Source organism: Paraniabella aurantiaca, assembly GCF_050309965.1.
Lineage (GTDB): Bacteria > Bacteroidota > Bacteroidia > Chitinophagales > Chitinophagaceae > Niabella.
On sequence record NZ_JBLOSY010000001.1, the window covers coordinates 103,788 to 117,976 of the forward strand.

The 14,189-nt window shown below is 42.5% G+C and carries 16 protein-coding genes and 1 tRNA gene; 4 read left to right on the plus strand and 13 right to left on the minus strand.

Going from position 1 to position 14,189, the window contains the following annotated elements; all coding sequences use genetic code 11:
* Position 1 precedes the first annotated feature (1 nt).
* Both ACLOAU_RS00420 and ACLOAU_RS00425 read right to left on the minus strand, forming a co-directional pair.
* Positions 2–1,024, minus strand: a complete 1,023-nt coding sequence (locus ACLOAU_RS00420; RefSeq protein ID WP_427859835.1) for a GHMP family kinase ATP-binding protein — start codon at positions 1,022–1,024, stop codon at positions 2–4.
* A gap of 64 nt (positions 1,025–1,088) precedes the next feature.
* The gene (locus ACLOAU_RS00425) at positions 1,089–2,213 is read right to left on the minus strand and encodes a glycosyltransferase (protein WP_427859836.1); all 1,125 of its coding nucleotides are present in this window, start codon (positions 2,211–2,213) and stop codon (positions 1,089–1,091) included.
* Positions 2,214–2,371: 158 nt separating this feature from the next.
* Between ACLOAU_RS00425 and ACLOAU_RS00430 the strand changes: the two genes are divergently transcribed.
* Both ACLOAU_RS00430 and ACLOAU_RS00435 read left to right on the plus strand, forming a co-directional pair.
* Complete coding sequence (locus ACLOAU_RS00430) at positions 2,372–3,028, plus strand: protein-L-isoaspartate(D-aspartate) O-methyltransferase (protein WP_427859837.1); 657 nt, start codon at positions 2,372–2,374, stop codon at positions 3,026–3,028.
* Between the two features lie 9 nt (positions 3,029–3,037).
* Entirely contained in the window at positions 3,038–3,727 is a 690-nt protein-coding gene (locus ACLOAU_RS00435; RefSeq protein ID WP_427859838.1) for a LysE family translocator, read from the plus strand.
* A gap of 14 nt (positions 3,728–3,741) precedes the next feature.
* On the opposite strand, the gene ACLOAU_RS00440 is transcribed toward ACLOAU_RS00435, so the two are convergent.
* Together ACLOAU_RS00440 and ACLOAU_RS00445 are read right to left on the minus strand one after the other, a co-directional pair.
* Positions 3,742–4,335: an FEKKY domain-containing protein gene (locus ACLOAU_RS00440; RefSeq protein WP_427859839.1), complete on the minus strand. Its 594-nt coding sequence runs from the start codon at positions 4,333–4,335 to the stop codon at positions 3,742–3,744.
* A 59-nt stretch (positions 4,336–4,394) separates the two neighbouring features.
* On the minus strand, positions 4,395–5,711 hold the full coding sequence (locus tag ACLOAU_RS00445; RefSeq protein ID WP_427859840.1) for a 4Fe-4S dicluster domain-containing protein: 1,317 nt from the start codon (positions 5,709–5,711) through the stop codon (positions 4,395–4,397).
* 233 nt (positions 5,712–5,944) lie between these two features.
* On the opposite strand from ACLOAU_RS00445, the gene ACLOAU_RS00450 reads away from it, so the two are divergent.
* Positions 5,945–6,445 (plus strand): phosphoribosyltransferase family protein, encoded by a 501-nt coding sequence (locus ACLOAU_RS00450; protein ID WP_427859841.1) that lies wholly within the window; start codon positions 5,945–5,947, stop codon positions 6,443–6,445.
* Positions 6,446–6,504: 59 nt separating this feature from the next.
* Here the strand turns inward: ACLOAU_RS00450 and ACLOAU_RS00455 are convergent, their stop codons facing one another.
* The 9 genes from ACLOAU_RS00455 to ACLOAU_RS00495 all read right to left on the minus strand — a co-directional run bounded on the left by ACLOAU_RS00455 (position 6,505) and on the right by ACLOAU_RS00495 (position 13,576).
* Positions 6,505–6,753 (minus strand): DUF6952 family protein, encoded by a 249-nt coding sequence (locus tag ACLOAU_RS00455; protein WP_427859842.1) that lies wholly within the window; start codon positions 6,751–6,753, stop codon positions 6,505–6,507.
* Positions 6,734–7,048, minus strand: coding sequence for a thioredoxin family protein (locus ACLOAU_RS00460; protein ID WP_427859844.1), 315 nt, complete (start codon positions 7,046–7,048; stop codon positions 6,734–6,736). Before ACLOAU_RS00460 ends, ACLOAU_RS00455 begins: the two co-directional genes overlap by 20 nt.
* A gap of 10 nt (positions 7,049–7,058) precedes the next feature.
* A complete protein-coding gene (locus tag ACLOAU_RS00465) occupies positions 7,059–7,691 on the minus strand; it encodes a peroxiredoxin (RefSeq protein ID WP_427859845.1) in 633 nt (210 codons plus the stop codon).
* Positions 7,692–8,482: 791 nt separating this feature from the next.
* Positions 8,483–9,382: an NAD(P)/FAD-dependent oxidoreductase gene (locus tag ACLOAU_RS00470; protein ID WP_427859846.1), complete on the minus strand. Its 900-nt coding sequence runs from the start codon at positions 9,380–9,382 to the stop codon at positions 8,483–8,485.
* A 76-nt stretch (positions 9,383–9,458) separates the two neighbouring features.
* Positions 9,459–10,955 (minus strand): NAD(P)H-hydrate dehydratase, encoded by a 1,497-nt coding sequence (locus tag ACLOAU_RS00475; RefSeq protein ID WP_427859847.1) that lies wholly within the window; start codon positions 10,953–10,955, stop codon positions 9,459–9,461.
* A gap of 62 nt (positions 10,956–11,017) precedes the next feature.
* The gene (locus tag ACLOAU_RS00480) at positions 11,018–12,466 is read right to left on the minus strand and encodes a serine hydrolase domain-containing protein (protein WP_427859848.1); all 1,449 of its coding nucleotides are present in this window, start codon (positions 12,464–12,466) and stop codon (positions 11,018–11,020) included.
* A gap of 170 nt (positions 12,467–12,636) precedes the next feature.
* Positions 12,637–12,906: a GIY-YIG nuclease family protein gene (locus ACLOAU_RS00485; RefSeq protein WP_427859849.1), complete on the minus strand. Its 270-nt coding sequence runs from the start codon at positions 12,904–12,906 to the stop codon at positions 12,637–12,639.
* A gap of 264 nt (positions 12,907–13,170) precedes the next feature.
* Positions 13,171–13,440 (minus strand): GIY-YIG nuclease family protein, encoded by a 270-nt coding sequence (locus ACLOAU_RS00490; protein ID WP_427859850.1) that lies wholly within the window; start codon positions 13,438–13,440, stop codon positions 13,171–13,173.
* Between the two features lie 62 nt (positions 13,441–13,502).
* Positions 13,503–13,576 (minus strand) — tRNA-Asp (locus ACLOAU_RS00495).
* An 88-nt stretch (positions 13,577–13,664) separates the two neighbouring features.
* Between ACLOAU_RS00495 and ACLOAU_RS00500 the strand changes: the two genes are divergently transcribed.
* A complete protein-coding gene (locus ACLOAU_RS00500; RefSeq protein WP_427859852.1) occupies positions 13,665–14,180 on the plus strand; it encodes a HEAT-like fold family protein in 516 nt (171 codons plus the stop codon).
* The last annotated feature ends 9 nt before the right edge of the window (positions 14,181–14,189 follow it).

Here is a 14,189-nt window from a genome sequence, read left to right on the forward strand (position 1 = left end):
TTTATACGCTCCAGGTTTTTAATCCGTGTTTAGTAAATTGGTAGTTGCGGTTCACGCCGCCGAACTGATCGAGGGTTTGTTGTACTTTGTATTTGGTATTACCGGGGCAGTAAAAAATCATAAATCCACCGCCGCCAGCGCCGCTGATCTTGCCTCCTGTAGCACCTGCTTCTTTCGCGGCATAGTAAATATCATCTATTAACTGGTTGTTGATTCCCTCGGCCATACGCCGCTTTTGCTCAAAACCAATATCCAGTATATGTCCTATTTCATGCAGCTGGCCTTTAAGTAACGCTTCTTTCATCATCTGAGCCTGTTGTTTTAGCTGGTGCATCGCTTCTATAGAAGTTTGTTTTTTTTCCGTTACGTTTTTGCTTTGCTCTTCGATGATCTTGGCAGATTCCCTGCTGGTAGACGTGTAGTATAGGAGCAGGTTGTTTTCCAGCTCATCAAGGTAACGTTGCCTGATCCGTAACGGATTAACAATCACTTTATCGCCGCTGTAAAATTCCATAAAATTAAACCCACCAAAAGTAGCTGCATATTGATCCTGACGACCACCGGCAAGTTTCAGATCCGTTCTTTCTATCTCATATGCATAATGAGCAATATCATATTCTCCCAAAGGAAGCTGCAGCATTTCTGTAAAAGCGCCCACTATAGCAACCACCAGGGTAGAAGAAGTACCGAGGCCAGATCCGGCAGGAGCATCTACAAATGTGCTTAGTTTAAAACCTCTTTTTTCAAAGGGATAATCTTTTTGTATGCGGTTATACACGCCTTTTAAAAGATCAAGATGCCCATCGATTGGCAATGCCTTGTCCCAGTTAAAAGTGGCGCTTTCATTCCTGTCGAATGCCTCCAGAATAATTTCATCACTTGCCAGCGTTTCAATGGTTGCATTAGCACTCAATGAAATGGTCGCATTTAATATTGCTCCGCCGAATTCATCACAGTAAGGGCTTACATCTGTACCACCTCCTGCTAAACCAATTCTTAAGGGAGCTTTACTTCTATGTATCATTGTTTATTGTACGTAAGTTGATTCGTTAACAGGTCTTTCAGCTTCAAGCATTTAAACCAGCGCATTATTGCAAAGCAATGATCGCATCCACAATATTTTTCCAGCTATATTTTTCTTTTTCTGTGCGAAGATGTGGAATAAAATGATCTTCTCCTAATTCGTAAAATTCTTTTATAGCGTGTGCTATCGATCCCGGATCTGGTTCGCAAACGAGCCCTGATTTGCCATGCGGTACCAATGCGGGCAGACCACCCACATTCGTCACAATCATGGGCCTTTCAAAATGATAGGCCAGGGGGGTAACTCCGCTTTGAGTAGCGTTTTTATAGGGTTGTACCAGCACGTCGGCGGCACAGAGATAATACTTTACTTCATTGTCTGCAATAAAGTTGGTCTTCAGGATCAATTGATCTCTGATACCCAGCTCATCAATCAACTCCTGGTATCCCTTTTCGTCTTCGTAAAATTCTCCGGCAACCAGGAGCTTAAAATCTGACATGCCGGATTGTAGCTGTTGAACTGCACGGAGCAGAATGTCAAGACCTTTATATTTCCTAATAAATCCGAAGAACAGGATGACCTTGCCCGTTTGGGATATTCCCAAATGTTCCCTCGCGATTTGTTTTGAAACAATAGGCCCGAAATTATCGTATAACGGATGCTGTACTAATACCGCTTGCTGCGAGGTGGTAAAGGTTCTTAAGTCTTTTAATACTTTTTCACTCATGGTGATAAAGGCGTCACAGGCTTTGAGAAAGTAGCGGGTGAAGGGTTTATCTCCCGGCCTTTTTTCGTGCGGAATAACATTGTCGGCAATACAAATGACCTTTGTATGTTTATTTTTTTTAACCTGTCTGAGGATGGTCCCCAAAGCAGGACCCATTAACGGCAACCAATATCGCACTACAATAATATCGGCACGCTCCTTCTTTAGACGCTGTCCCACCTTAAGCCAGTTCAGCGGGTTGATGGAATTAACAACACTGTATATGGTTATATTTTCCGGAGCCGGCTCATCGGTATATTGGGATTTTCCCGGAAACAAGAAATCAGGGTATTGCAGGCTAAAGGAATAGATAGCGCAGCTGTGGCCCCTATCAATAAATTCTTTGGCAAGGCGATGGTTGAATGTTGTCATGCCGCCGCCGCGAAGCGGATGTGCCGGACCCAGAATAATTACTTTAGCCATATCGGCAGCAAATATAGTATTTGCATGAGTTAAGCCGAAAAGCGGGTAAAAACAGAAGCCGGCAGGAAATACAACCGTCCATTTCTTCTGTTATTAGTAACGCTTTCTTTTCAATCTTCCAACTTGTAATCTTATCAACTATCAATTACATTTGCGGCATGAGGCGCAGTTTAGAAGATAGCTACAGGCATAAAGGGCTTAGGAAAAAGCTCGTAGATACAGTCAGGGAAAAAGGAATTAAAGATGAAAACGTGCTGGAAGCCATTAATAGCGTCCCCCGGCATTTTTTCCTGGACTCTGCGTTTTTAGATGTGGCTTATCTGGACAAGGCATTTCCGATAGGAGAAGGACAAACGATTTCGCAGCCTTACACAGTAGCTTACCAAACCGAATTACTGCAGATTCAAAAGAATGACAAGGTGTTAGAGATTGGTACTGGTAGCGCTTACCAGGCCGTAGTGCTGGCTGCATTAGGAGCAAAAGTGTTTACAATTGAACGCCAGAAAAAGCTGTTCGATGAGAATAAATTATTCGCGTATCTCAAACAGTATCCTAATATTAAATTTTTTTACGGGGATGGATTCCAGGGGCTTCCCACATATGGCCCCTTTGATAAGGTAATTGTTACTGCCGCAGCGCCCGAGATACCACCCAGGCTTATCGACCAGATGAAAGTTGGGGGTAAAATGGTGATCCCTGTAAATAACGGAACGGCACAACAAATGCGAAGAGTTACCAAGTTAGAGCAGGGGATTGAAGTGGAATATTTTGATAATTTCTCATTTGTTCCTATGTTACAAGGCAAAAACGCTTAAAACTTGCTGATGAAAGGAACAGTGCGTATCTTTTTTACAGGAATGTTGGTAAGCTTCCTGGGTACTCTGCCTTTGGGAACGCTTAATATAGCCGCAATGCAGATTGCGATAGCCGAATCGGTACGTAGTGCAATGTTGTTTTCGCTCGGAGCACTTACTGCTGAAATGATCTATGTGCGAATCTCCTTGCTGGCAATGGATTGGGTAAGAAAGCAGGAGAAGATCTTTAAACTACTGGAATGGCTGACCCTGTTGATAGTGGTTGCCTTGGCTGTTACCAGTTTTATTGCAGCTGCTCACCCACATGAGAATAAGAATATTATCCTCAATAATAATTTACCTTCTTATTTGTTGGGGATGACAATGGGAGCGGTAAACCCGATGCAAATACCTTTCTGGTTCGGCTGGAGCACAGTGCTCTTCACTAAAAAAATACTGCTACCGAATAAACACCATTTTAATTTCTACGCCATAGGTATTGGTATCGGAACGTTGATAGGCAACAGCCTTTTTATTTTTGGTGGCCGCCTTATTGCTTCTAAAATACAGAATAACCAGTCTGTAATGAATTATGTTATTGCGGGAATTTTTGTAATTACCGCATTAATTCAAATGTGGCGTATGTTTATTAAGAAAAAGGATGTGGCAGATAAAATACACGATGAAGAAGAGAAAAGAGAAGGACATAGTCCGCATTAGCACATTTTTTAGTATCATGGGTATAGCGCAAGTTCGTTTTGCATTTTTCTCTCCCAGTCTTTTCCATTCCTTTTATCAAGATAGGTCTTCGTTAATTGTTTATAATAGGCATTGCTCTCTTCAGTAAATTGGTCAATAAGGCAGTTAAAGGTATGGCGCATGCCATATTTGGCCATAATGCTGTCCCGCTTCGTATAGTTGACATCTATATGAGGAAGCCCGTAAGACATGTAGCGGATAGAGCCAGCCTGTATGTCACGGACTGCCTGCTGTTTTATTTCTGATAGGAATTTTTTAAATTCGCTTCTTTTATGATTCAATGCTACACCGGCCAATATACTTATGCTCATTATTGCTGCAAGATGTAAAACCAACAATATTTTGAGAAAGTTTTTTTGAAAACAGTGTTGGTTAAAACGAACAAAACTCAGCGTAAAAGCTAACAATGGTAATCCAATATACAAGAGCGAAAATGATTCCCACTCTACCTGTTTTACCAGAGAACAGATACCGAAGGGAGCAGGGTATAGAAAACTATAGTAACTGGCTATGATTACCAACCATAATAATAAAAAAGCGATCCCATTTAATATTTTCCATTTAGTCATACAGATTAGATGACATCATCAGCTTTTTTACATACGTTTTCGCATATTAATCTAATTCGCTAAATGGTTTCTGTCCATTTATCCCGGTCATCGGGACTGAATTTCCAGGGGGCAAAGTTATTTTCCACGTTGCTGAACATAACATTCCATTCCTGGGGTGCATTGCTTTCTTCCATTACCAGCTGGCGGCGTAATTGTAAAATAATATCCAGTGGGTTGATACTTACCGGGCATTCCTGTACGCAGGCATTACAGGTAGTGCAGGCTCTTAGTTCTTCCGTTGTTATATAATCGTGCAGCAAGCTTTTGCCATCGTCTTTAAACTCTTTGTTGGTGTTAATGTTGTTTCCCACTTCTTCAGCCCGGTCGCGGGTATCCATCATTATCTTCCGCGGAGATAGTTTCTTGCCGGTCATATTAGCAGGGCAGGCAGCAGAGCAACGGCCGCATTCGGTACAGGAGTAGGCATCCAGCAGGTTTTTCCAGCTCAGGTCCATGATGTCTTTTGCGCCAAACTTTGTGGGAGGTGCAGCATCGGCGGGAGCCAGCTCTGGCTGCATAGCGTACAATACTTCATTTTGAACAGCGGGCATGTTTTCCATTTTGCCTATGGGTTCTAACCGGTTATAATAAGCATTAGGGAAAGCCAGGATAATATGCAGGTGCTTGGAATAAGGCAGGTAGTTTAAGAAAGCAAAAATGCCGGCTATGTGCAACCACCAACAGAGTCTTTCAATAAAACTTAGTGTGGTATTATTTAAAGTGTCCAGCCAGGTTTGCAGGTTTTGCGAAATAACAAAATTACCTGTATTAGCTGCCGCGTAGTGTTCTGCACCACGAGCCTGCAACAGCGTGTCTGAGGCATTCATGGTCAAAAACAGGCACATCAAAACTATTTCGGTGATCAAAATATAGTTGGCATCGCTCCTGGGCCAGCCATTGAGGTCTTTACTGGCAAACCGTCTGATTCGTACAATATTCCTCCGAACCAGGAATACAGCACAAGCTGCAATCACCAAAAAAGCCAGTACTTCAAACGCATTAATCAGGAAAGTATAAAAACTACCCAGGAAGCCGGCAAACAACCGGTGCGTGCCGAGTATACCATCCAGTACAATTTCCAGCACTTCAATATTGATAATAATAAACCCGGCATATACAAAAAAATGCAATACACCAACGAGGGGATTGCGAAACATCTTTTTTTGTCCCAATGCCAGCAATAATACATTATTCCAGCGCTGCGACGGGTTATCTATAATTTCTTCTTTCCGGCCAAGATTGATATTACGACGTATCTGTAGTGCTTTTCTTGAAAAGAGAAACAAGGCAACCCCTAAAAGTAACGCGAATAAAATTTGCTGTATCATTTCCATGGCAGATCTGTTAGTTATCAGTTCATTCAATCTTCACATAAAAAAACGGTATATGAGAAGGCTGGTCTGACCCCGCCCAACAGCTTTTTCTGATGAATAAGAACGTTTAAACAACTTTATTGCTAATTTACGCCATGTTGATGAGTATTTATATTTTTGTTGACGAAGATTAAGAATGCCTTGGCTTGCAATAGCATATTAAGGCCTTTTGGTTGAGTATTTAAAAAAGAAAAATGACAAAGGAAAAAAGATACATTTTACAGAGCGATGTTATAGAAAAGAAATTGAGCCGCCTGGCGCTGGAGATTATTGAGAATAATATCGATGAAAAAGAGCTGGTGTTTGCGGGTATAGAAGAGAAGGGCGTTTTATTGGCAAAAAAATTGCAGAAGATCGTCAAAAAATTTGCTGACGTAAAGGTGGAGCTGCTGACTATAAAATTTGACAAGGCAAAACCGCAGGAAATTGAGCTAAGTGCCAAAGGCGGGTTTGATAACAAAGTGGTTATTATTATGGATGATGTTACCAATAGCGGAAGAACTTTATTGTATGCAATCAAACCGTTTTTAGAATTTCACCCCAAGAAAATACAAACCCTGGTATTAGTAGAACGTTCTCACACACAGTTTCCCATTAGTGCCAACTATAAGGGCTTATCGCTGGCTACCACTTTGCAGGAGCATATTATTGTAGAAGCCACGGGTGATAATATTACGGGAGCTTATCTCGCATAGACGCCATAAAATAAAAAAGCCTGCATCAAAGTGCAGGCTGTAAAAAATATCCCGGATATTTATTGGTCGATTGACCCCATCACTTTTTTCATAAAACCGTTCAAAGCATCCTTCTCTGTTTCTCCGGCTGCTACCATTTCATGTACTTCCAAAGCACCACAGCAATTGGATATTAGTTCGCCTATTACATCTAATTCGTCTTCTTTAATAGAAGATGCTTCACTGATGCTTTCCAGCACTGCTATTGCGTTTTCTATTTGCGCTGCAGAGCAATTCCTTTGTATCTGTCTAATTACTGGTAACTTCATTGATCAGGTTTTTTAATTGATCTTCTTTATTGGTTTGTACCTGGTTTACCAACACACCATTATTAAAGCCGGCAAACGTAGGCAGGTTGTTCACGGCAGCCAGCTTGCGGCTTAAAGGAAACTTTTCAGCGTCGGCTATCACGAATACAGTTGATTCATTTTCACCCGAAAGCCTTTTGAATTTCGGTTTCATTAAACGGCAGTTCCCGCACCATCCGGCAGAATACTGCACTACCACTTTAGGATGCTGTGCCACAATTTCTTCAAGGTTGTCCTGTTCCAGTTCTATTAACATAAATCTTCGTTTAGTTTCTTGAAAAATATTCAGTAACGCCTTCATTTGTCGCTTTCATCGCCGCTTCACCTTCTTCCCAGTTGGCAGGGCAAACCTCGCCATATTGCTCTACGTGCAATTGCGCATCCAGCAGGCGAAGATACTCGTCTATATTACGGCCCAGTGGTAAATCGTTAACAGACTCGTGACGTACGATACCTTCTTTATCGATCAGGAAAGTGCCACGGAAAGCTACCGGAGCACCGCTGAAAGACCACTGTCTTGTATCGTTATTAAAGGAATACTCGCCGGCTAATACACCATAATTCATTGCAATGGTTTTAGCAGCGTCTGCTATAATAGGGTAGGTTACACCTTCAATGCCACCGTTTTCTTTGGGTGTTGTTAACCAGGCCAGGTGTGTTTCTTCAGTGTCAGTAGAGCAGCCGATTACTACCGCATTTCTTTTTTCAAATTCAGCCAGTTTTTCCTGGAATGCATGAATTTCTGTAGGACATACGAAAGTGAAATCTTTGGGGTAGAAAAACAGGATCACATGTTTTTTGCCCAGGTATTGGTCTAATGAAAAGTCATCTACGATCTCTTCGCCATTGATCACTGCGCCGGAAATAAAGTGAGGCGCTTTTTTGCCTGTTAATGCCATTGTATAAGTTTTATAAATTAAAAATCAATAATAATGTTCTCACTATGGCGGCAAATCGTTGACGGCGCGAAAGTATCTCATTCACCGGTTGCATCAAAGATTTTGAAGGAAAATTGCTATTGTAATTATTAATAGCGGTATAGATAAAATCTATTTGTATTTAATTAATTATAGTTTTTGATGATGACAGCTTAGTTCTGTAATTAAGCGAACCGGTATGGGGCAGGGACTATCATGGTGTTATTCCCAAAAATATTCGACCCCACTGGGGGCGGGGGGTGGGTGGTATACGTTTCTATAAAAATGATACTCCTACGGAGTATAGGTATTATACAAAGTTGGAAATTTCTATATTTCTGTTGGCGTTTTCAAAGATGCCGTCATCAGATTCTCGTTGAAGCCTGTGAATAGATAAAAAGGTCCCATCGGGACCCGGTATTGGTAGAATAATTCGAGAATAGCCATCGAGCTCCATAGGAGCGACATATTGTTAACAATGCTGAATAGAGATGGTAGCCCGGGTTTTAAAACATTTCTCTGCGAAGCTGCGCATTGATTATGCGTCCGGTCCTAATGCTCTATAATGTATTAGCAGTATAATGTACACAAGAACAGCATTGCTCATGCAAAACCGCAATAGGTAACCCGGAAATTTATAATTTCTCTCTGGCTTACAAACATGTTGGGTCCCATCGGGATTCGATATAGGTAGAAGATGTACGAATAACCATTGAGCTCCGTAGGAGCGACATATATCACTAAAGCTAAATGAAAATGGAAGCCCCCGAATCTTAAAACGTCTCCTTGCAAAGCTCCGCATTAATCATGCTTCCGGCCATATTACCGGTATATACGGCATTAGCAACAGACCGCATGGGAGAGGCGCCATCGCCACAGGCAAAAACGTTTGGTACGGTGGTTTTTTGAAAGCTATCTGTTTTGACATGGCCCTGTTCCGTTAGTTCACATCCCAGCTGCGTTGGTATATCAGAATGTTGAACAAAAGGGATGGCGGCATACACCGCGTCAAATGGCTGGCTGTTCCCGTCTTCAAAAACCAAATGTTGTACCTGGCCGTTTAGATGTTGTATTGCTGTGATCTTGTTTTCAACGATGGTTATATTATGTTGCCGGAATTTATGTAGCTGCTCTGTTTCAAAAGAGGCAGATCCGTTGGTTAAAATAGTTAATTGGTTCGTAAGATTGCGCACCAACATCGACAGGTGGGCAGCTCTTTCTCCATTGGCCATAATTGCTGTTTGTTGATGGCGAAACTCATATCCATGGCAATACGGACAATGAATAACTGAAATGCCCCAACATTCAGAGAAGCCCTTAATGTCCGGATGGATATCTTTAACCCCCGATGCAATAATCAGCTTGCTAGCAGTGAAGGATCTTCCTGTTTGCGTTGAAATCCCAAATCCGTTTTCTATCCGCTTTGCAGTTGTTGCTTTTTCTTCAAGAAAGCGGACACCTGGATATTGCAGTACCTGTTCTTTAGCGATGGCTGCTATAGCGTTTGGAGTTTCACCATCCCTTGTCAAAAAGTTATGGGAATGGGGTGTTTGCCTGTTGCAGGGTAAACCGCTGTCTATTACTAAAACATTGCGAAGAGAACGGCCCAAGGTCATAGCTGCCGATAAGCCTGCATAGCTGCCTCCAATAATGATTACGTCAAAATTTTCCATACGTTTCTTTCAGACAAAGATAGCGGATTAAGTTATAAAATGCAACATTGTTGCAAAAGTTAGATTATTAGCAGCGCTATTTGAAGGCTGTGAACCTTAGGTTTTCTACCAGGTCACCGGCAATCATGGCCTCCATACCATAAAGTGCCGCGGCTTTATCGCCTGCTAGTCCATGCAGGTAAACACCCATAATAGCAGCTTTAGCAGGAGTATAGCCTTGTGCCAGCAAACCTGTAATAATGCCTGTTAGTACGTCGCCACTACCACCGGTGGCCATGCCCGCGTTTCCTGTTGTATTAAAATAGCCTTTGCCGGCGGGCGTTGCAATAAAGGTTCGGTGACCTTTTAATACGATAATAACCTTTAAACGAACGGCTTGTTCGAGCGCCACTTCTATTCTTTCAAAATCGTTAGATGGCTCGCCAAAAAGACGGCTGAATTCTTTGGGATGGGGTGTGATGATACTATTCTCCGGGATGAGATTTAACCAGGTTTTGTTTTCTGACAATATGTTCAGCGCGTCAGCATCCAGTACCAGTGGTTGGTTATAGCTGCCTATTGCGTATTGTAATAGTTTTTGTGTAGCTGGATGAGTGCCTAAGCCCGGCCCTATGCCAATAGCTGAATAGCCCTTTAGCGGATATTCGATCCTGGTGATAAGTTCCGTATGCGGGTCCGCTTTGCACATTGCCTCGGGAGTGGTGGTTTGCATAATATTGATGCCATTACCCGGTACATGAGCGGTTACCAGCCCCGCGCCGCTTCGCAGGCAGGCTTTGGTGCTTAATACCGCAGCACCCATTTTGCCATAACTTCCTGCTATCACGAGCGCGTGTCCGAAATTACCTTTATGTGCATAGTTGCTTCGGGGTTTATAAAAAGAATCAAAAAGACTCTTATCAGTTAACTCGTACGTTGACTCAATCTTTGTAAGAAATCCGGGCGCCAGACCGATATCCAATATATGAACCTGTCCAAAATACCGCGCATTACCGGGCATCAGCAAGCCCAGCTTAAAGTTTTGAAAAGTTAAAGTATGATCTGCCTCGATAATATCGGTGTTGCCTGAATAGGTGTCACTTTGCAAGCCGGAAGGCATGTCAATGGCAATTATTTTGTTAGGCTGATTGTTAATAAAGTCAACTATTTCTCTGGTAAATCCTTCTATGGGCCTGTTGATGCCTGTGCCTAATAAGGCATCGATTATGATCGCAGACTGATCAGGTGGAAGGGGGAAGGTTCCGGGATTTAATTCGGTAATATTAGCACCGGGAGTTGCTTTTAGTCTTTCGAGGTTGGTTGTGAAGTCCCCGCTTGCTTTGCCAGCCGCATTTACGATATATACTTTTACGGGAATGCGCATCAGCATCAATAGCCTCGCAATAGCCAGACCATCGCCGCCATTGTTGCCCGTACCGCAAACGATGTCAAATGATTGACCGGGGAAATGCTCCCATATCCAATCGACACAGGCGGATGCCGCTCTTTCCATCAGGTTAACAGAGCTTATGGGTTCTTGTTGGATAGTGTATTGATCCCATTCCCTTATTTGCGAAGCGTTGAGTAATTGCATGACCGGTAGTTGAGCGTTAAAGATAAATAAAGCGCTCTAATGCTTATGATACCGTCTTGTATCTAGTTTTTTTTCTTTTTGGCTGGCTCCGTCTTTTTGGACGTGGTAGTTGTTTGTTTTTTTGCAGCCGGCTTTGTAGTCTTAGTAGGTTTAGCTACAGGTTTTGTAGCGGGCGCTTTTGTTTTAGATACTGCTTTGGGCTTTGTTGCAAGTTTAGGGTTGGCCACCGTCTTTGCCCTGCTATTTTTTTTAGGTGCTTCTTTTACAATTTTAGCGGGCGGCGGCACAGGCTTCTTTTTAGATGTTACCACCAGTGGTGTAGGTGTAACGGTAGGCTCTTCTTCCGCCTGTGTGTCATTTTGCATATAGTCGCCAAACACGTTGTAAGCCAGCTTAGCTGCTTTATAAATGGTGCTGTTGTATTGGTTGCCCAAAATAATGATTACGGCTTTTTCGTCAGTTAGCCTGGCGAAAGCGGGGCTGAATCCATGCCATTTGCCGTTATGGTAAATTACTTTTTTACCATTAGGTAAGCTTAATAAGCGCCAGCCTAAGCCATAGTTATGTGTAGACGGCTTTTCGTTACTGAGCGGTTGGTAGGCAGAGTCGAGGAGGCTTTGCCTTATGAATGCATCATTGTATAAAGCGGCATCCCATTTCATCATATCACGCGGGGTGCTGTAAATATTTTTATCACCATAGGTATGATCAAATATATCCTGGTCCCACAATTGGCCCGATGGCTTATAAGACATCATGACGCGGCCGCTATCCGTTGGCGTATAAACAAATGTATGCTCCATACCTAATGGCTTGAAGATCGTTTCGCTAAGATATTGCGGGTAAGGAGTACCTGTTACTTTTTCGATAATAAGAGCCAGGAGCACATAATTGGTGTTACAGTAACTAAACCGGCTGCCGGTTCTATAACTGAGGTCAGGTTTGTATTGAATTAAGAAGTTGAGGACATCGTTGTTGGTGACCATCTGTTGGGCCGGCCATTTTTCCTTGTCCTCCATAAAATATAAGTAGTTGGGAAGGCCGCTGCGATGACTAAGCAGGTCTTTAACTGTTACACCCGCGTAAGGAAAGCCGGGGAAATATTGTGTAAGGTCATCAGTTAAATGTACTTTTCCCTGCTGTACTAATTTTAAAATAGTGACGCCGGTAAAGGGTTTGCTGGTGGAGGCCAGGTGAAAAGAAGAGCTGTCAGTAATAGGAGTGGTTTTTGCTTTCGGATCGGTAAAGCCTACATACTTTTCATAAACAATATTGCCACCTTTTGCAACCAATATACCCCCGTTGAAATTACGGTTGATTAGGTGTTTATCAAAGAGCTCATTCAACCGGGTCTGATACATTGCCAGTTCACCCTCTTTTAATTTTTCAGGAGTGGGGAGTATAATACCCTGGTAAGCTGAGTCTCCCTGGGTCAGGGTGGGACTGGAAGAACCTGATTTACAGGCAACAAACACTAAAGCCAGGCTAAGGAAAACTAAAAATCTTCTCAACGTTCATTCTTTTAAGCTTGCAAATGTAATTGTATCGATTTTTTAATTACCCTATCTGAATAAATATTTCGTGATTTTAACAAGCTATAAAAGCAAAAGGCTCTGATTTCTCAGAGCGTTTTTGCGGACCGGACGGGACTCGAACCCGTCCCGGCTGAGCCGGGACCGTGTCAGGGCTCATGTCTCATCAGATTGGAAGGTTGCAATATGAGCCATTCAAAATACTCCTTCTTACATTTTTTCAATTTCCGCTCCCTGATGAGTGCTGATCTTTTATCCGGATGGAGTTCAACATAAACGAGTATCCATGGACATTTTGCTGATGTGAACTGTGATAGGCCTTCATTCTGCTCAATAATCCTGCGCTCAAAATCTTCTGTATATCCTTTAGAGTAAATGCTGTCTTTCAAACTTTTGATAATGTAAACATAGTGCGGCATGGGTGGGTTGTTTTAAAGCCTTCAGGGCCTCTGCAAGAGGTGTCAGAGATATCAATTTCTTTCTTTTTCGATTAGCTAAAATCTATGCCTGAACCCTACAGCCCCCAACTTTTCAACCTGATCCCAAACTTCTGATAATGTAAACATACTGCGGCATGGGTGGGATGTTTTTTTAAGGGGCATAAAGCAAAAGGCTCTGATTTCTCAGAGCCTTTTTGCGGACCGGACGGGACTCGAACCCGTCCCGGCTGAGCCGGGACCGTGTCAGGGCTCATTTCTAATTAGATTGGAAGGTTGCAATATGAGCCATTCAAAATAATCCTTCTTGCATTTTTTCAATTTCCGCTCCCTAATGAGTGCTGATCTTTTATCCGGATGGAATTCAACATAAACGAGTATCCATGGACATTTTGCTGATGTGAACTGCGATAGGCCTTCATTGTGCTCAATAATCCTGCGTTCAAAATCTTCTGTATATCCTTTATAGTAAGTGCCGTCTTTCAAACTTTTGATAATGTAAACATAGTTCGGCATGGTTGGCGTGTTTTTTTAAGGGTTATAAAAGCAAAAGGCTCTGATTTCTCAGAGCCTTTTTGCGGACCGGACGGGACTCGAACCCGCGACCTCCGCCGTGACAGGGCGGCATTCTAACCAACTGAACTACCGATCCTTTTAATTGGGAGTGCAAATATAGGAGCGGAAAAATTAATAGCCAAACAATTTTTAAAAAAAAATCTACTTTTTTTTATTTTGGTGCCATGAACCTGGAACTACAATTACAAAAGGGCTACTCAAAGGAGCAAGCAGATGAAGTGGTGAATTGGGTTGGCAACAACCCAAAGCATTTTGATGAACTGCTAAAAGTCTTTCTCACCCATAAAGACTACCGTATTGTTCAAAGAGCAGCCTGGCCCTTAAGTTACGCTGCTATTCATCAACCACAGTTGATAGATAAGCATTATAAGAAGATTGTAAAGCACCTCGATGTTCCGGGTCAGCCAGCTGCGGTGAGAAGAAATATATTACGCATATTCGATCAGCTGCCCGAAATACCGGAAGATTATCATGGTGTGCTCATGGATCGCTGTTTTGAATATATAGCCGACCCGGATGAAACCATTGCAGCGCAGGCTTATGCATTGGGCATACTGGACAAACTAACGAATATCTACCCCGAAATATTGCCGGAGTTAAAGACTGTAATTGAAGTGAGGATGCTGAATGCCGCGCCTGCATTCAGATCACGGGGTAAAAAGATCTTAAAGAGAAAGTAGGAGGCTTGC